The sequence below is a fragment of the Pseudomonas sp. NFACC56-3 genome, from assembly GCF_900100025.1.
GTDB classification, from domain to species: Bacteria; Pseudomonadota; Gammaproteobacteria; order Pseudomonadales; family Pseudomonadaceae; genus Aquipseudomonas; species Aquipseudomonas fluorescens_AA.
The window spans coordinates 69,788-86,278 of the sequence record NZ_FMTK01000003.1 but is presented as its reverse complement, the minus strand read 5'-3'; the positions used below and the strand labels follow the sequence as shown (position 1 = coordinate 86,278).

Annotated in this window: 14 protein-coding genes and 5 tRNA genes; 5 read left to right on the top strand and 14 right to left on the bottom strand. The window is 61.6% G+C overall.

The genetic code is table 11. The annotated features are described in order from the left end of the window. Window positions 1-6: 6 nt before the first annotated feature. The 6 genes from BLO80_RS05600 to uvrB form a co-directional block, all read right to left on the bottom strand. Window positions 7-82: transfer RNA gene (locus BLO80_RS05600), tRNA-Glu, on the bottom strand. Between the two features lie 75 nt (window positions 83-157). Continuing rightward, window positions 158-233 (bottom strand) — tRNA-Ala (locus BLO80_RS05595). A gap of 53 nt (window positions 234-286) precedes the next feature. Beyond that, window positions 287-362 (bottom strand) — tRNA-Glu (locus tag BLO80_RS05590). A 79-nt stretch (window positions 363-441) separates the two neighbouring features. Next, window positions 442-517, bottom strand: a tRNA-Ala gene (locus BLO80_RS05585). Window positions 518-663: 146 nt separating this feature from the next. Continuing rightward, window positions 664-2,145 carry a glutamate--tRNA ligase gene (gene gltX, locus BLO80_RS05580; RefSeq protein WP_092331395.1) on the bottom strand — a complete coding sequence of 494 codons (1,482 nt, stop codon included), beginning with the start codon at window positions 2,143-2,145 and terminating at the stop codon, window positions 664-666. Between the two features lie 225 nt (window positions 2,146-2,370). Then, window positions 2,371-4,386: an excinuclease ABC subunit UvrB gene (gene uvrB, locus BLO80_RS05575; RefSeq protein WP_060741432.1), complete on the bottom strand. Its 2,016-nt coding sequence runs from the start codon at window positions 4,384-4,386 to the stop codon at window positions 2,371-2,373. Between the two features lie 332 nt (window positions 4,387-4,718). Here uvrB and BLO80_RS05570 point away from each other — a divergent pair, with 332 nt between their 5' ends. Then, complete coding sequence (locus BLO80_RS05570) at window positions 4,719-5,915, top strand: amino acid aminotransferase (protein WP_092331399.1); 1,197 nt, start codon at window positions 4,719-4,721, stop codon at window positions 5,913-5,915. A gap of 245 nt (window positions 5,916-6,160) precedes the next feature. Here BLO80_RS05570 and BLO80_RS05565 read toward each other — a convergent pair whose 3' ends face one another. Next, window positions 6,161-6,388, bottom strand: a complete 228-nt coding sequence (locus BLO80_RS05565; RefSeq protein ID WP_018612405.1) for a hypothetical protein — start codon at window positions 6,386-6,388, stop codon at window positions 6,161-6,163. Between the two features lie 235 nt (window positions 6,389-6,623). Here BLO80_RS05565 and BLO80_RS05560 point away from each other — a divergent pair. The 3 genes from BLO80_RS05560 to BLO80_RS05550 all read left to right on the top strand — a co-directional run bounded on the left by BLO80_RS05560 (window position 6,624) and on the right by BLO80_RS05550 (window position 7,414). Next, a tRNA-Asn gene (locus BLO80_RS05560) sits at window positions 6,624-6,699 on the top strand. Window positions 6,700-6,947: 248 nt separating this feature from the next. Further along, window positions 6,948-7,142, top strand: coding sequence for a hypothetical protein (locus BLO80_RS05555; RefSeq protein ID WP_003203896.1), 195 nt, complete (start codon window positions 6,948-6,950; stop codon window positions 7,140-7,142). An 89-nt stretch (window positions 7,143-7,231) separates the two neighbouring features. After that, window positions 7,232-7,414, top strand: coding sequence for a hypothetical protein (locus tag BLO80_RS05550; RefSeq protein WP_003203898.1), 183 nt, complete (start codon window positions 7,232-7,234; stop codon window positions 7,412-7,414). On the opposite strand, the gene BLO80_RS05545 is transcribed toward BLO80_RS05550, so the two are convergent. Continuing rightward, complete coding sequence (locus BLO80_RS05545) at window positions 7,411-8,472, bottom strand: AI-2E family transporter (RefSeq protein ID WP_092331401.1); 1,062 nt, start codon at window positions 8,470-8,472, stop codon at window positions 7,411-7,413. The genes BLO80_RS05550 and BLO80_RS05545 overlap by 4 nt on opposite strands. 147 nt (window positions 8,473-8,619) lie before the next feature. On the opposite strand from BLO80_RS05545, the gene yegQ reads away from it, so the two are divergent. Further along, the gene (gene yegQ / locus BLO80_RS05540) at window positions 8,620-9,945 is read left to right on the top strand and encodes a prephenate-dependent tRNA uridine(34) hydroxylase TrhP (protein WP_092331503.1); all 1,326 of its coding nucleotides are present in this window, start codon (window positions 8,620-8,622) and stop codon (window positions 9,943-9,945) included. 287 nt (window positions 9,946-10,232) lie between these two features. On the opposite strand, the gene BLO80_RS05535 is transcribed toward yegQ, so the two are convergent. The 6 genes from BLO80_RS05535 to BLO80_RS05510 form a co-directional block, all read right to left on the bottom strand. Further along, window positions 10,233-11,912, bottom strand: a complete 1,680-nt coding sequence (locus BLO80_RS05535) for a methyl-accepting chemotaxis protein (RefSeq protein ID WP_092331404.1) — start codon at window positions 11,910-11,912, stop codon at window positions 10,233-10,235. A gap of 259 nt (window positions 11,913-12,171) precedes the next feature. Then, the gene (locus BLO80_RS05530) at window positions 12,172-13,488 is read right to left on the bottom strand and encodes a Na+/H+ antiporter family protein (protein ID WP_162491262.1); all 1,317 of its coding nucleotides are present in this window, start codon (window positions 13,486-13,488) and stop codon (window positions 12,172-12,174) included. 254 nt (window positions 13,489-13,742) lie between these two features. Continuing rightward, window positions 13,743-15,056, bottom strand: a complete 1,314-nt coding sequence (locus tag BLO80_RS05525; RefSeq protein WP_092331407.1) for a sensor histidine kinase — start codon at window positions 15,054-15,056, stop codon at window positions 13,743-13,745. Then, on the bottom strand, window positions 15,053-15,721 hold the full coding sequence (locus tag BLO80_RS05520; RefSeq protein WP_053123507.1) for a response regulator transcription factor: 669 nt from the start codon (window positions 15,719-15,721) through the stop codon (window positions 15,053-15,055). The genes BLO80_RS05525 and BLO80_RS05520 overlap by 4 nt, the downstream gene beginning before the upstream one ends. Then, window positions 15,721-16,032 (bottom strand): PepSY domain-containing protein, encoded by a 312-nt coding sequence (locus tag BLO80_RS05515; RefSeq protein ID WP_092331410.1) that lies wholly within the window; start codon window positions 16,030-16,032, stop codon window positions 15,721-15,723. The genes BLO80_RS05520 and BLO80_RS05515 overlap by 1 nt, the downstream gene beginning before the upstream one ends. Continuing rightward, window positions 16,032-16,340: a PepSY domain-containing protein gene (locus BLO80_RS05510; protein ID WP_092331413.1), complete on the bottom strand. Its 309-nt coding sequence runs from the start codon at window positions 16,338-16,340 to the stop codon at window positions 16,032-16,034. Before BLO80_RS05510 ends, BLO80_RS05515 begins: the two co-directional genes overlap by 1 nt. Between the last annotated feature and the right edge of the window lie 151 nt (window positions 16,341-16,491).

Here is a 16,491-nt window from a genome sequence, read left to right as displayed (position 1 = left end):
TAATCGTGGCGTCCCCTAGGGGACTCGAACCCCTGTTACCGCCGTGAAAGGGCGGTGTCCTAGGCCACTAGACGAAGGGGACACAAACCTTCTAACTTGATCAGCGCTGAGAACTGATCGATTCAAGGCCGGTGTGGCCAGACCTTGAACCTGTAATTGGTGGAGCTAGACGGGATCGAACCGTCGACCTCTTGCATGCCATGCAAGCGCTCTCCCAGCTGAGCTATAGCCCCGGATTTTTCGCCTCGCGGCGGAGCGACATCTTGCAACATCGCTTCTGTAAAACTGGCGTCCCCTAGGGGACTCGAACCCCTGTTACCGCCGTGAAAGGGCGGTGTCCTAGGCCACTAGACGAAGGGGACGCAAACCCTTCTATACAACTGATCAACGCTGAGTGTTGATCGCTTCAAGTCCGGTGTGGCCAGGCCTTGAAGTGTAAATTGGTGGAGCTAGACGGGATCGAACCGTCGACCTCTTGCATGCCATGCAAGCGCTCTCCCAGCTGAGCTATAGCCCCTCATCGCTGAGGACGGGGCGAATCTTAAGGGCGTATCGGAGGCCTGTCAAATTTATTTTCAACAAATTTGAAAATTTTTTGCCGGGATAACAATCACTTACCGACAAACCCCGGAAAACCGGGGTATGTCCTGCCTCATCGAGCGCTTACGCGATCGCGCCCAGCAGTTTTTCCCACTCCTTGTTCTCCTTCTTCGACACGCCACCGAGCAGATCGATGGCCTGACGCAGGCGGAAACGGGTCAGGTCCGGCCCGAGAATCTCCATCGCATCGAGCACCGACACCGAACTGGCCTGGCCGGTAATGGCGGCGAACATGAGCGGCATGGCATCGCGCAATTTCAACTGGAGCGACTCGACCACGGCCTGGATGGTCGCGGTGATGCTGTCCTTCTCCCACTGACGCAGGCTTTCGAGCTTCCACAGGATCAGTTGCATCAACTGGCGTACCTGGTCGCCGGAGAGCTTCTTGGACTCGAACAGCTTCACGTCCGGCGTCACGCCACCGGCAAAGAAGAAGCCGGCCAGCGGGGCGATCTGGCTGAAGGTCTCTACCCTGCCCTGCACATGGGGCGCGATCTTCATCATGTACTCAGGGTTCAACGCCCACTTCTGCACGCGTGCGGCGAACTCTTCCACCGGCAAGTCCCGCAGCCACTGGCCGTTGAGCCACGACAGCTTCTCGATATCGAAGATCGGCCCCCCCAGGGAGACCCGCGACAGGTCGAAATGCTCGACCATTTCCTGCAGCGAGAACTTCTCGCGCTCGTCCGGCATCGACCAGCCCATGCGCCCCAGGTAGTTGAGCATCGCCTCGGGCATGAAGCCCATGCGCTCGTAGAACGTCACCGAGGTCGGGTTCTTGCGCTTGGACAGCTTGCTCTTGTCCGGGTTACGCAGCAGCGGCATGTAGCACAGCTGCGGTTGTTCCCAGCCGAAGTATTCGTAGAGCAGGATCAGTTTCGGCGCCGACGGCAGCCATTCCTCACCGCGCAATACGTGGGTGATGCCCATCAGGTGATCGTCGACCACGTTGGCCAGGAAGTACGTCGGCAGGCCGTCGGTCTTCATCAGCACTTGCATGTCCATGCGATCCCATGGGATCTCGACATCGCCACGCAGCATGTCCGGCACCACGCAGACGCCTTCGCTCGGCACTTTCATGCGGATCACATGAGGCTCGCCAGCCGCCAGGCGACGGGCGACTTCTTCCTTGGACAGCAGCAGCGCCCGGCCGTCATAGCGCGGAGTCTCGCCGCGGGCCATTTGCTCGGCGCGCATCTGGTCCAGCTCTTCGGCGGTGCAGAAACACGGGAACGCATGCCCCATCTCCACCAACTGCTGGCAATACTGCTTGTAGATGTCGCCACGCTCGCTCTGGCGGTACGGACCGTGCGGGCCACCGACGTCCGGGCCTTCGCTCCAGTCGATCCCCAACCAGCGCAAGGCATCGAAGATCTGCTGCTCGGACTCGCGGGTCGAACGCAACTGGTCGGTGTCCTCGATCCGCAGGATGAACTCGCCGCCATGCTGCTTGGCAAAGCAATAGTTGAACAAAGCGATGTAGGCGGTGCCGACATGGGGATCGCCAGTGGGCGAAGGCGCGATGCGGGTGCGGACGGTGGTCATGGCATGTCTCGGAAAGAATATGAAAAGCGAAGATCAAACAGGGGGCGAATGGTAACAGGCGATGGCGGGCGGGCTCCAGTGAGAGCGGGATTTGTGTGGCCAGCCGTCAGACCGAGTCGCGCCCATCGCGAGCAAGCTCGCTCCCACAGTTTGATCGAGTCACCCAATGATCCCCTGTGGGAGCGAGCTTGCTCGCGATGAGGCCCTTAAGGTCGCCACACAACCTCAGACAGCCAGCAACCGCTCCCGCAACTTGCCAATCTCATCACGCAATTGCGCCGCCGCTTCGAACTCCAGGTCCCGGGCCAACTGGTACATTTTCTCTTCCAGTTGCCGGATGCGCTTGGTGATTTCGCTCGGGGAGCGCAGTTCGGCCTCGTAGCGGGCACTCTCTTCGGCCGCCTTGGCCATGCCTTTGCGTTTTTTGCTGCGCGAGCCTGGCACGGTGGCGCCTTCCATGATGTCGGCGACGTCCTTGAACACGCCCTTGGGGGTGATGCCATTGGCCAGGTTGAAGGCGATCTGTTTGTCGCGACGGCGCTCGGTCTCGCCGATGGCCCGCTCCATGGAGCCGGTGATGCGGTCAGCGTACAGAATCGCCCGGCCGTTCAGGTTACGCGCCGCGCGACCGATGGTCTGGATCAACGAGCGTTCGGAGCGCAGGAAACCTTCCTTGTCGGCGTCGAGAATCGCCACCAGCGACACTTCCGGCATGTCCAGGCCTTCACGCAGCAGGTTGATGCCCACCAGCACATCGAAGGTGCCCAGGCGCAGGTCGCGGATGATCTCGACCCGCTCCACCGTGTCGATGTCCGAGTGCAGGTAACGCACCCGCACACCATGGTCGGCCAGGTAATCGGTGAGGTCTTCGGCCATGCGCTTGGTCAGCGTGGTGACCAGCACCCGCTCCTCCACGGCCACGCGCTTGCTGATTTCCGAGAGCAGGTCGTCCACCTGGGTCAGCGCCGGACGCACCTCGACTTGCGGGTCAACCAGCCCGGTCGGTCGCACCACTTGCTCGACCACCCGCCCGGCATGCTCGGCTTCGTAGTTGCCAGGGGTGGCCGAGACAAAAATCGTCTGCGGGCTCACGCTTTCCCATTCGTCAAAACGCATCGGCCGGTTGTCCAGCGCCGAAGGCAAGCGGAAGCCGTACTCCACCAGGGTTTCCTTGCGCGAACGGTCGCCTTTGTACATGGCGCCGACCTGGGGCACGCTGACGTGGGATTCGTCGATCACCAGCAAGGCATCGGCCGGCAGATAGTCATACAAGGTCGGCGGCGGCGCCCCCGCCGGACGACCCGACAGGTAGCGCGAGTAGTTTTCGATGCCGTTGCAGTAACCCAGTTCCAGGATCATCTCCAGGTCGAAGCGGGTCCGTTGCTCCAGACGCTGGGCTTCCACCAGTTTGTTGTTCGAACGCAGGTACTCCAGGCGTTCCTGCAACTCGGCCTTGATCCCTTCGATGGCGTCCAGCAAAGTTTCCCGGGGCGTCACGTAGTGGCTCTTGGGGTAGAAGGTGAAGCGTGGCAACTTGCGGATCACCTCGCCGGTCAGCGGATCGAACGCCGAGAGACTCTCCACTTCATCGTCGAACAGCTCGATGCGGATGGCTTCCAGGTCCGATTCCGCCGGGTAGATGTCGATCACATCGCCCCGCACCCGGAAGGTCGCCCGGGCAAAATCCATGTCGTTGCGGGTGTACTGCAAGTCCGCCAGGCGCCGCAGCAAGGCGCGCTGGTCGAGTTTGTCGCCGCGATCCACGTGCAGCACCATCTTCAGGTAGGTTTCCGGGCTGCCCAAGCCGTAGATGCACGAAACGGTGGTGACGATGATCGCGTCCTTGCGCTCGAGCAGCGCCTTGGTCGCCGACAGGCGCATCTGTTCGATGTGGTCGTTGATCGAGGCGTCCTTCTCGATGAAGGTGTCCGACGACGGCACGTAGGCCTCGGGCTGGTAGTAGTCGTAGTAGGAAACGAAGTACTCCACGGCGTTGTTCGGGAAAAACGCCTTGAACTCACCGTACAACTGCGCCGCCAGGGTCTTGTTCGGCGCCAGGACCAGGGTCGGGCGCTGCACCTGGGCGATCACGTTGGCAATGCTGAAGGTCTTGCCCGAGCCGGTCACACCGAGCAACGTCTGGTGCGCCAGCCCGGCCTCGATGCCTTCGACCATCAGGCGGATGGCTTCCGGCTGATCGCCGGCGGGCTGGAAGCGGGTGACTAGCTGGAATTCAGACATGACATAACCTCTGGATTCACCCCTGCCGGCCAGCCGACAGGAACGAGAAAGACCGAAACGACGGGTGTCGCCCGAGGAAAAAGCTGGGATGCACACAATGTGGAGGTGAATGCCTTCGCTTTCAAGACGAACGTCCTACACGCCTTGAAGACTTTGACGCGGCGAAAGGACTAACGGTCGAAAAAAATCGAAAAAACTTAGCCTGAAAGCCGAATCGCCTGTCGCCGTGCCGGGTGATGGCCTCTATACTAGCTCCCCGTTTGTGCACCGCTCTAGTGCATTCGGCTGGAGCGTCACACGTCCCCTCATTCTCCATTCAGAGCCGCGCACTAATGAGCCTGTTTTCCGCTGTCGAATTGGCACCCCGCGACCCCATCCTGGGCCTCAACGAAGCTTTCAACGCCGACACCCGTACCAATAAGGTCAACCTGGGTGTAGGTGTTTACTGCAACGAGGAGGGGCGCATTCCACTCCTGCGCGCCGTGGTCGAGGCCGAGACGATTCGCGTGGCTCAGCACGTTTCCCGTGGCTACCTGCCAATCGACGGCATTGCCGCCTACGACCAGGCTGTACAGACCCTGTTGTTCGGCAAGGATTCGCCGCTGATCGCCTCCGGTCGCGTCATCACCTCCCAGGCCGTGGGCGGCACTGGCGCACTGAAGATCGGTGCCGACTTCCTCAAGCAACTGCTGCCTGACGCGGTCGTGGCCATCAGCGACCCGAGCTGGGAGAACCACCGCGCCCTGTTCGAAACCGCTGGCTTCCCGGTGCAGAACTACCGCTACTACGATGCCGCCACCCACGACGTGAACCGCAGCGGCCTGTTGGAAGACCTCAACGCCCTGCCCGATCGCTCGATCGTTGTGCTGCACGCCTGCTGCCACAACCCGACCGGCGTTGACCTGAACCCGGAAGATTGGAAGAACGTGCTGGCCGTGGTCAAGGCCAAGAACCACGTGCCATTCCTGGACATGGCCTACCAGGGCTTTGGCGCCGGTATCGACGAAGATGCGGCGGCCGTGCGCCTGTTCGCAGAGTCGGGCCTGACGTTCTTCGCCTCCAGCTCATTCTCCAAGTCGTTCTCCCTGTACGGCGAGCGCGTCGGCGCCCTGTCGATCGTCAGCGAGTCGAAAGAAGAAAGTGCCCGGGTACTGTCCCAGGTCAAGCGCGTGATCCGCACCAACTACTCCAACCCGCCGACCCATGGCGCCAGCATCGTCGCCGCCGTGCTCAACAGCCCGGAGCTGCGGGCCCAATGGGAAGCCGAACTGGCCGAAATGCGCCTGCGCATTCGCGGCATGCGCGACCAGATGGTCGACATGCTGGCCAAGGCCGCCCCGCAACACGACTTCAGTTTCGTCGCACGCCAGAGCGGGATGTTCTCTTACTCCGGCCTGACCGTTGAGCAAGTGACGCGCCTGCGCAACGAGTTCGGCATCTATGCCCTGGACACCGGCCGCATCTGCGTGGCCGCGCTGAACCAGAACAACATCGATGCGGTGACCAAGGCCATTGTCCAGGTGATCTGACGCCCTCGGCGCTGGATAAAAAACGGGAAGCCATTGGGCTTCCCTTTTTTTTGAGTATGCCTATCAGGATGGGTGGCGAGGGAGCTTGCTCCCGCTGGGGCGCGAAGCGACCCCCAATCAGGCAACTCGGTGTGTCAGTCCGAATGAGTTGACTGTTTGGGGCTGCTGCGCAGCCCAGCGGGAGCAAGCTCCCTCGCCACAAAAGCAAGGCCACAAAAGTACCAGACATGACGCTGTTGTCGAGACTACAACTCCGTCGCCCGCTGGCTCGCCGCATCGTCATAGATGACATACAACGACTCGGCCACCTGGCTCTTGATGGCCTTGGTGCTTTCCAGCCCCAGGACAAACCCTTCGGCCTTGCCTCCGGCACGGTTCAATTCTTCGGCCGTGCTCGCCTGGGTGATGGCGTCGTACAGTTTCTCGGCGTGAGGCCCCACACCCTTGGGCAAACTGATCTGGGCGGTGCTCACAAGCACACCTCGGCGCAGCGGGCTGTGTGAAGTGGTAACAGGTGGTTCATGGCGCGTACCTCAATGTCGGCGAATGGCCGGCAGCGCGTCCTGCCACTTCCGGGCGACCATGGTAGCCCTCTCCCGCCCTTGCGGTAACTGCCAATCGCGGATTGACCGTCAATGGGCACCGGGAATGCGCCTTCCGCCAATAGACACTTGACTTCTCTTTTCCAATCAGTAACATACGCGCCATTCCGCGATAGCTCAGTTGGTAGAGCAAGTGACTGTTAATCACTGGGTCCCTGGTTCGAGTCCAGGTCGTGGAGCCAGACAGCAACACCAAAAAGCCCCTGAATCGAAAGATCCAGGGGCTTTTTTTGTGGGCGAAAAACAGGTGGATGGCCATATAAGTCTGGCCGAGGTCGCTGCCGGAACAATAATCCGGCGTCAAAAAGGCAATATGGTCCGGATCCTGCTTTATTTTTCCGACAACCCAAGCTGTCACGTGAGCGTCATGACAGGGCCGCAAACTGGCACTGTCCGCCAACAACAGCTTCAAAACAACAAGGACGAAGGTATGCCCACACAAAATCCCCATCGCATTGTCGGCCTGTGCACCTCCAGCAAGGTGTACAACGTACTGACCGAACTCAAGCAACTGGAAGGCCACCGCAGCGCCAAGTTTCTTTCCCTGCTCGCGGAAAACCTGGTTCGCAAGGGCCTGCTCAACGAGCAGGAAGTGGTGCACATGCTCGATCTGGTCGTCGATTGAGCGGCATCGATTCCTACTATTGAGCCAGTTGATTTTCCGTCCTTCCCCCTGAGCCGTAAGGTAACCCCATCGATTGATGGAGGTTTCCCATGCCCAAGGTTCAAATCATGTCTGTCATTGGCAGCGCCGTTCCCGCCCCACTCAGGGAACTCGGGCTGCTGGCCTGCTGGTACCTGGTGCAGGACGGCGTGACCATCAGCGGCCCGCTGACTTCACTGCCCGCCGCCCAGGCACTGTCGCAACGCATCGGGCCCTACCTGCTGAGCGCCTAGGGCAACTGCACACGCGGCGTGCTTTCGACGAACAAGGCCCAACAGGACATGAACAACGCGGCGATCAGCGGCCCGATCACGAAGCCGTTCAGCCCGAACACCGCCAGCCCGCCCAGTGTCGAGACCAGCACCATGTAGTCGGGCATCTTGGTGTCCTTGCCCACCAGGATCGGCCGCAGGAAATTGTCCACCAGGCCAATCACGAACACCCCGAACAGCATCAGCACCACACCCTGCCAGATCGCCCCCGAGAGCAGGAAGTACACCGCCACCGGTGCCCAGACGAGGCCCGCCCCCACCGCCGGCAACAACGACAGGAATGCCATCAGCACCGCCCAGGGCAATACCGTCGGAATCCCCAGGATCCAGAAGATCAGCCCACCCAGCGCACCTTGGCTGATGGCGACCAGCAGGTTGCCTTTCACCGTGGCCCGCACCACCCGGTTGAATTTCAACTGCAGGCGGCGCTTTTGATGTTCCCCCAAGGGAACGGCCATGCGCACCTTGCGCACCAGCTCCGCGCCATCGCGCAGAAAGAAGAACAACAGATAAATCATCACGAAAAAGCTGACCAGGAACTGAAAGGTGCCCTGGCCGAAACTGAAGGCCTGGGTGGCGAAGAACTCGCTGCCCTGCATCGCGCTCTTGACGATCTTGTCGCGCAAGCCGTTCAGGTTGCCCAGGCCGAAGCGGTCCAGCAAGTGCTGGAAGTACGGTGGCAAGGCATCCTTGAAGCGGGCCAGGTAATCGGCAATGTCCAGCTCGCCGCTTTCCAGGCTCTTGTACAGCGCCGCGCCTTCCTGGACCAACAACGTACTGATGATGATCACCGGCAAGATCGCGCAGACCACACAGATGCTCAACGTGACCAGCGAGGTGACATTGCGGTGCCAGCCGAACTTCACCTGCAGGCGGCGCTGCATCGGCGCAAAGACGATACCCAGGATCACCGCCCAGAACACCGCGCCGTAAAATGGCAGCAGAATCCAGATGAAGGCGACCGTGACCAGCACCAGGAGCAACATCTGGGCTTTGTTTTGCAGCATCTTTCGATTCATCAGCTTTCCATGTCCAAAGGCGGGATACACATTAGTCCGCCAGGACTCGCCGGAGTGCCTTCACGTTTGCACTGCGCATTGATCCAGATCAAAAAGACCCGGCTGGCCCTGGCGTACCCTTCCCACTTTTTGCGACCTGACCCCACCATGACCTTCGCCGCCCCCGAACTGCTGGCGCCCGCCGGTACCCTGAAAAACATGCGCTATGCCTTCGCCTACGGTGCCGATGCGGTGTACGCCGGCCAGCCGCGCTACAGCCTGCGGGTGCGCAACAACGAGTTCGACCATGCGAACCTGGCCTTGGGCATTGCCGAGGCCCAGGCCATGGGCAAGCGCTTTTACGTGGTGGTGAACATCGCCCCGCACAACGCCAAGCTGCGGACCTTCCTCAAGGACCTCGCACCGGTGGTCGCCATGGCACCGAACGCGCTGATCATGTCCGACCCGGGACTGATCATGCTGGTTCGCCGGCATTTTCCACAGATGCCCATTCACCTGTCGGTACAGGCCAATACGGTGAACTGGGCGAGCGTCGAGTTCTGGCAGCAGCAGGGTTTGAGCCGGATCATCTTGTCCCGGGAATTGTCCCTGGAGGAAATCGCCGAGATCCGCGAGCAGGTCCCGGCCATGGAGCTGGAAGTGTTCGTCCACGGGGCGCTGTGCATGGCCTACTCCGGACGCTGCTTGCTCTCGGGCTATATGAACAAGCGTGATGCCAACCAGGGCAGTTGCACCAATGCCTGTCGCTGGAAGTATTCGGCGCAACCGGCGGTGGAAAACGCCGCGGGCGACATTGTGCAAAGCTATCAACCCGACCCGACCCTGGGCCTCGGCGCGCCCACCGACCAGGTGTTCCTGCTCCGGGAGGCGAACCGCCCCGAGGATTTGATGCCAGCCTTCGAGGACGAGCACGGCACCTACATCATGAATGCCAAGGACCTGCGGGCCGTGCAACACGTCGAACGCCTGGCGCGCATGGGCGTGCACTCGTTGAAGATCGAAGGCCGGACCAAGTCGCACTTCTATTGTGCGCGCACCACCCAGGTGTATCGCCGGGCCATCGATGACGCGGTGGCCGGTCGGGAATTCGATCGCAGCCTGATGACCGACCTGGAGTCCTTGGCCCAGCGCGGCTACACCGAAGGTTTTCTACGGCGCCACGTGCACGACGAATACCAGAACTACCAGAACGGCAGCTCAGTCTCGGCGCGTCAGCAGTTCGTCGGCGAACTGACCGGCGAGCGGCGCGAGCGCCTGGCCGAAGTGCGGGTCAAGAACCGCTTCGGCCTGGGGGATCACATGGAACTGATGACCCCAAAGGGCAACTTCCACTTCGACCTGCATCAATTGCAGGACAGCAACGGCAAAAGCATCGAGGTGGCACCGGGGGATGGGCATGTGGTCTACGTGCCGATCCCGGATGCGGTGGATCTGCGGTTTGGGTTGTTGATGCGGGATGTGCGGGAGGCGTAGAAGTCCCCCCCAAATCAGACAGTCGCCACCGAACAAATGTGGGAGCGGGCTTGCTCGCGAAGGCGGTTTGTCAGGCGTGAATATATTGACTGACACACCGCCTTCGCGAGCAAGCCCGCTCCCACAGAGATTTGTGGTGAAGACAGGATTTACGAACTAACAGGTTTTTGGCCCGCGGCAGAAACTGCCGAAGGCTGCGATCCTTCTTTCCCGATAAGACCCGGTTGCCCAGGTGAAAACATCTGGATCGAGAGCGAAAGATCGCAGCCTTCGGCAGCTCCTGAGGGTCAGATCCGGAACTGCCCCACCAATTTGCCCAGGCGCTGGCCCAGATCGGCCAGGCTGCGGGAGGTCTGGGCACCGAGTTGAGTTTCGTCGGCGACGCTGTCCACCGCCACGGCGATCTGATGCACGCTGCGGTTGATTTCCTCGGCCACGGCGGTCTGCTCTTCGGCGGCGCTGGCGATCTGGGCGTTCATCGAGTTGATGGTACCGATCAACTGCGCCATGGTGTCGAGGGAGGCGCCCGCCTCGTTGGCCCGCTCCGAGGTGCCTTCGCCGGCCTCACTGGAACGGCGCATCGCTTCCACCGCCGCATGGGTGCCTGATTGCAGGCGGTCGATCATGCCCTGGATTTCCTGGGTACTCTGCTGGGTCCGGCTGGCCAGGGCCCGTACTTCATCGGCCACCACCGCGAATCCACGCCCCGCCTCGCCGGCACGCGCGGCCTCGATGGCGGCGTTGAGGGCCAGCAGGTTGGTCTGCTCGGCGATCGAACGAATCACCCCGAGCACACTGACGATCGAGGCCACGTCCTGCTGCAGGCTGTCCAGGGACACACCGCTGCTGCGGATATCGTTCACCAACGCATGAATCTGTTGGATGCTGCCGGCCACCACGCGCTTGGCGGACTGGCCTTCTTCGTCGGTCTGCTGGGCCGCGACGGCGGCGCCCTGGGCACTGCGGGCGACTTCCTGGGCAGCCGAGGACATCTCGTTGATCGCCGTGGCGACCTGATCGGTTTCGTGGCGCTGGCGTTCCATGGCCTGCTCGGAACGCTGGGCCTGCTCGGAAACCTGCGTCACCAGGCCGGTCAGTTGCGAAGTCATGTCGGTGATCTGCCGTACCAGACTGTGGATCTTGTCGACGAAGCGGTTGAACGAACCGGCCAGTTGGCCCAGCTCGTCCTGGCTGGTGATGGTCAGCCGACGGGTCAAGTCACCCTCGCCCGCGGCGATGTCGTCGAGGTTGTCCTTCATCAGGTGCAGGGGACGCAGGATCGTGTTGGCGAGCACCAGGCCCACCACGGCAATCACCAGCAACACCACTGCGGCGATCCCGACGATGCTCAAGATCACGCCTTGCAGGCGATCGTGGACCTTGGCCTCCACCAGTGCCACCTGGGCTTCGATGCCGTCCAGGTTGACCGAGCTACCGACCGCGAGGTCCCACTTGGGCAGGTATTCGGTGTAGCCAAGCTTGGGAACCAGGTCCTTGCTGCCGGGCAGTGGCGAGCTGTATTCCAGATAATGCGTTCCGTCCTTGGCGACTTTCACCAGGTCACGGTTGACGTAGACACCGTTCGGGTCGCGGTTGTCCTTGAAACTCTTGCCCACGCCATCGGGGCTGTTGGCCTTGAACAGACGAATGGTCTCGGAGTCGTAACCGAAGAAGTAGCCGTCCTTGCCGTAGCTGATATTCGACAGCAGCTTGATCGCCTGGGCACGCGCCTCGTTATCGCCAGGCGTGGCGGCATCGTAGAGCGGCTTGATCGCGGTAAGGCCCACCGCCACATAGTTCTGCAGCGTGGCCTTGGCCTCGCTGAGCAGGCGCTCACGGGTCTGCTGGACTTCTTTACCCGCTTGTTCCTTCAAGATGAAAGCCGTGGTCAGGCTGATGATCACGGCGGACAGCAATACCGGCAGTATCGCAAGGGACAGGACTTTAGCCTTCAGGCTCAGGCGCATGCTGTTCACTCTTGTTGGTTTTATTGGCGTGGTTAGCTGTATTAACGGCACCGCACGGCAAAACTGTAGGACAAGGTGAGAAGGCTTGGCGCGAGTGGTCTACAGCTTTGCCATTGGACTCAATGGCCTCTTCGCGAGCAAGCCCGCTCCCACACTGGATTGCTGGCAGTCACATATTCTGTGTTCACAGCAGATCTTTGGTGGGAGCGGGCTTGCTCGCGAAGGGTTCGACTCGGTCCTGGAGTGTTTTTGAACGTCCTTACAACACCATCGCCGCCACCCAACCAAACGCCAGCAGCGGCAGGTTGTAATGGATGAAGGTCGGGACCACGGTGTCCCAGATGTGATGGTGCTGGCCGTCGATGTTCAGGCCGGAGGTCGGGCCCAGGGTCGAGTCCGAAGCGGGCGAACCGGCATCGCCCAGGGCGCCGGCGGTGCCGACGATGCAGACGATCGCCAGCGGGCTGAAGCCCAGTTGCAGGCACAGCGGCACGAAAATCGTCGCCAGGATCGGCACCGTGGAAAACGACGAGCCGATGCCCATGGTCACCAGCAGCCCCACCAACAGCATCATCAGCGCGCCGATGCCCTTGTTGTGGCCGATCCAGGCCGCCGAGGTTTCCACCAGGCTCTGGACTTCACCGGTGGCCTTCATCACTTCGGCAAACCCTGAGGCGGCGATCATGATGAAGCCGATCATCGCCATCATCTTCATGCCTTCGGTGAACAGGTCGTCAGTCTCGCGCCAGCGCACCACACCCGATACCGAGAAAATCAGGAAGCCGACCAGGGCGCCAATGATCATCGAGTCGACCAGGAGCTGGATGGCGAACGCCGCGACAATCGCCAGCCCCGCCACCAGCAGGGTCATGGGGTTGTAGCGCACCGCCACCTGCTCGACCCGGGCGATCCTCTTCAGGTCGTAGACGCGTTTCTTGCGGTAGCTGAACAACGACAGCAGCAGGCCGAACACCATGCCCAGGGCCGGGATGCCCATGGCGTGGGTGACATTGATGCCACTGACGTCCACGCCGCTGCGGGCGATATTGGCCAGCAGGATTTCGTTGAGGAAGATATTGCCGAAGCCCACCGGCAGGAACATGTAGGGGGTGATCAGGCCGAAGGTCATGACGCAGGCGATCAAGCGGCGGTCCAGTTGCAACTTGGTCAGCACATAGAGCAGCGGCGGCACCAGCAGCGGGATGAAGGCGATATGGATCGGCAGAATGTTCTGGGAGGCGACCGCGACCGTTCCCAGCAGGCCGATCAGCACCCACTTGACGCCCGTGCCGCCAGCGGCGTCCTGGCGATCCACCAGGGCCAGGGCTTTGTCCGCCAGGGCGTGGGCCATGCCGGACTTGGCAATCGCCACGGCGAAAGCGCCAAGCAAGGCATAGGACAGCGCCACCGTCGCACCGCCACCCAGGCCGGCATTGAACGCCTTGAGCGTCGCCTCGATCCCCAGGCCACCTGTCAGGCCACCCACCAACGCGCCGATAATCAGCGCGATCACCACATGCACGCGGGACAGGCTGAGCACCAGCATGACGCCAACCGCGGCAATTACTGCATTTATCATCGTTACCTCAAAGCACAGCGATGGAAAGCCACCGGACAAAAAGGTCGCGACTTTGCAGCAAGCGGCGGCAAGCTGCAAGGGCCGTGGAGCGGGTTTTCAAGTCTCGCAATATTGACCACCACCACCGCCTCCCCCCTGTGGGAGCGAGCTTGCTCGCGATAGCAATCTTTCGGTGGCTATCCATGTGGCTGAACTGACGCCATCGCGAGCAAGCTCGCTCCCACAGAATGGGCGGCGCCATGCGGTAGAGATCAGCGCTTGGGCAGCTCGATCACGACCTTCAATCCACCCCACTCGCTGTCGTCCAACGCCAGCATCCCGCCCCAGGTGTCGACGATGTCCCGCACGATGCCCAGGCCCAGGCCGTGTCCATCGGTCTGTTCATCCAACCGCGTGCCGCGGCTGAACACCTGGTCGCGGCGGTCCGCGGGGATGCCCGGGCCGTCGTCCTCCACGGCCAGGCTGAAACCTTCGGCCGTCTCGGTCATGGTCAGGCGTACCTCGGCATCGGCCCATTTGCAGGCGTTGTCCAGCAGGTTGCCCAACAGTTCCAGCAAGTCTTCGCGATCCCAGGGCAGGTGCAGGCCCGGCGGGGCGACGTAGCTCAGGTGCAGGTGGTCACCGTGGATCATGTTCAGCGTGGCCAGCAACCCCGGCAGTTCGGCGTCGCAGTCCAGGTGCGCACCGGGCAAGGCATCGCCGGACAGGCGGGCACGGTTGAGTTCGCGGTTCAGGCGCTGGCGGACCTGCTCCAGTTGATCGAGAAACAGTTTGCGCAGCTCGGGATACGGGTCGAGCTTCTCGTTCGACGCCAGGCTTTGCAGCACCGCCAGCGGGGTTTTCAAGGCATGGCCGAGGTTGCCCAAGGCATTGCGCGAACGCTTGAGGCTGTCTTCGGTGTGGGCCAGCAGGTGGTTGATCTGCGTCACCAGCGGTTCCAGCTCCCGGGGCACCTGTTCGTCGAGTTGCGAACGCTGCCCGCGCTGCAACTGGGCAATCTGCTCCCGGGCCCGGTCCAGCGGACGCAAGGCTCGGCGCACGGTGAGGCGTTGCAGCAACAGAATCAGCAACAGCCCCGCCAACCCGAGCCCGAGGCCGATCTGTTGCATCCGGCGGAAGCTGTCCCGCACGGGTGTGTAGTCCTGGGCCACGCTGATGGAAATCGCCTGTCCCAGCCGTCGATAATCGGTACGCAGCACCAGCAGTTTCTGGCCCTCGGGGCCCAGTTGCAGGTTGCTGTGCAGGCCGGGGTGGTCGAGCCGAGGCAATTCCTGGTCCCACAGGGAGCGGGAACGCCAGTGCACATCGGCAAAATCGATGCGGAAGTAATGCCCGGAAAACGGCCGCTGATAGGCCGGCGACAGGCGGCGCTCATCCAATTGCAAGCCCTGCGGGCCGCGCACCAAGGCCACCAGCAGGTTCTCGCTGTCGTTACGCAGCCCCGCTTCCAGGTAGCGCTGCAGGCCCAACTCGAACAACCACAGACTGGTTTGCGCCAGGACCAGGCCGACCACCACCATCACACCGATCAGGCCCAGGCTCAGGCGCCGCTGGATGGATCTCACTGCGCCTGCCCGCCGAACAGGTAACCCTGGCCGCGACGGGTTTCGATCACGCTGCGTCCCAGCTTGCGCCGCAGGTGATTGACGTGGACTTCCAGCACGTTGGAATCGCGCTCGGTCTCACCGTCGTACAGGTGTTCGGCGAGATGGCTTTTGGAAAGGATCTGCTCGGGATGCAGCATGAAATAGCGCAACAGGCGAAATTCGGCGGCCGTAAGCTGGATGTCGGTGCCGTCGCGCACCACGCATTGGCGACTCTCATCCAGGTGCAATCCGGCAGCCTTGAGCGTCGGCTGGTTGACCTGGCCATGGGAGCGGCGCAACAACGCCTGGATCCGCAGGTGCAACTCCTCAGGATGAAAGGGTTTGGTCAGGTAGTCGTCGGCCCCGGCCTTCAGCCCCTCGATACGCTCGGCCCAGGAACCACGGGCGGTGAGGATCAGCACCGGCGTGGCCAGGCCGCCAGCGCGCCATTGGGCCAACACGTCGAGCCCAGGCACGCCCGGCAGGCCGAGGTCGAGAATGATCAGGTCGTAGGGCTCGCTGCTGCCCTGGTACACCGCGTCGCGACCATCGGCCAGCCAGTCGACGGCGTAACCCTGGCGTGCAAGCCCGGCCATCAGTTCATCGGCCAGGGGCACGTGATCTTCCACCAGAAGCAGGCGCATCAGTCTTCCTTATCTTTGAGTAAACGGCCGGTCTTGGCCTCCAGGTCCAGTTCGCGCACGACGCCGTCGGTGTCCAGCAGCTCGACCTCATAAATATAGACGCCGTGTTTCTCCTCCAGCTCGGCTTCCAGCAGTTTGGCGCCGGGGTGCAGGTCCAGCGCCTGTTGCAGCAGCTGTTCGAGCGGCAGTATCACGCCCTGCTGACGCAGTTGCAGGGCCTCGTCCTGATCCAGATCCCGGGCCATGGCCAGCGAACAAAACGCTAGCAGCGCCAGCGCCCATCGGCTGCGGGCGCATAAGTTAAGCTTCATTACAGATCCTGATGATTCTTGAGTACCTTGCCGTCGGTGGCGTCCAATTTCAGGTCCCACTCAATGCCCTTCGTATCGCGCAGCTCCACCTGATAAATGTACTTGCCGAACTCTTCGTCCAGCTCGGTATCGGTCAAGGTAGCGCCAGGGTGCTCGGCCAGGGCGGCGGCGTCGAGTTTTTCGAAGGACAGGATGGTATCAGCGTCTTGCAGTTTACGGGCTTCGTCCGCGCCCAGGTCTCGTGCGTGGGCCAGGCTCGTACCAAGGGCCATCAGGGTCGCAATGAAAAAGGCAGTCAGGCGGTTCATGGGTTGTCTCCTTTTTTATAATCTTTCACGGAGGCGACTGTATCGGGATGAACTTAACTGAAACTGAATCGCCATCATTGGAACCCACATCAATAATGTGGGAGCGAGCTTGCTCGCGATGGCGGTGGGTCAGCTTGTAACGATGCAAGAT

Excerpts from the sequence above, each read along its gene's own strand:
- gltX (WP_092331395.1), bottom strand. The coding sequence starts at position 2,145 with ATGACCACCGTCCGCACCCGCATCGCGCCTTCGCCCACTGGCGATCCC.
- uvrB (WP_060741432.1), bottom strand. The coding sequence starts at position 4,386 with ATGTCTGAATTCCAGCTAGTCACCCGCTTCCAGCCCGCCGGCGATCAG.
- BLO80_RS05570 (WP_092331399.1), top strand. The coding sequence starts at position 4,719 with ATGAGCCTGTTTTCCGCTGTCGAATTGGCACCCCGCGACCCCATCCTG.
- BLO80_RS05555 (WP_003203896.1), top strand. The coding sequence starts at position 6,948 with ATGCCCACACAAAATCCCCATCGCATTGTCGGCCTGTGCACCTCCAGC.
- BLO80_RS05550 (WP_003203898.1), top strand. The coding sequence starts at position 7,232 with ATGCCCAAGGTTCAAATCATGTCTGTCATTGGCAGCGCCGTTCCCGCC.
- BLO80_RS05545 (WP_092331401.1), bottom strand. The coding sequence starts at position 8,472 with ATGAATCGAAAGATGCTGCAAAACAAAGCCCAGATGTTGCTCCTGGTG.
- yegQ (WP_092331503.1), top strand. The coding sequence starts at position 8,620 with ATGACCTTCGCCGCCCCCGAACTGCTGGCGCCCGCCGGTACCCTGAAA.
- BLO80_RS05535 (WP_092331404.1), bottom strand. The coding sequence starts at position 11,912 with ATGCGCCTGAGCCTGAAGGCTAAAGTCCTGTCCCTTGCGATACTGCCG.
- BLO80_RS05520 (WP_053123507.1), bottom strand. The coding sequence starts at position 15,721 with ATGCGCCTGCTTCTGGTGGAAGATCACGTGCCCCTGGCCGATGAACTG.
- BLO80_RS05515 (WP_092331410.1), bottom strand. The coding sequence starts at position 16,032 with ATGAAGCTTAACTTATGCGCCCGCAGCCGATGGGCGCTGGCGCTGCTA.
- BLO80_RS05510 (WP_092331413.1), bottom strand. The coding sequence starts at position 16,340 with ATGAACCGCCTGACTGCCTTTTTCATTGCGACCCTGATGGCCCTTGGT.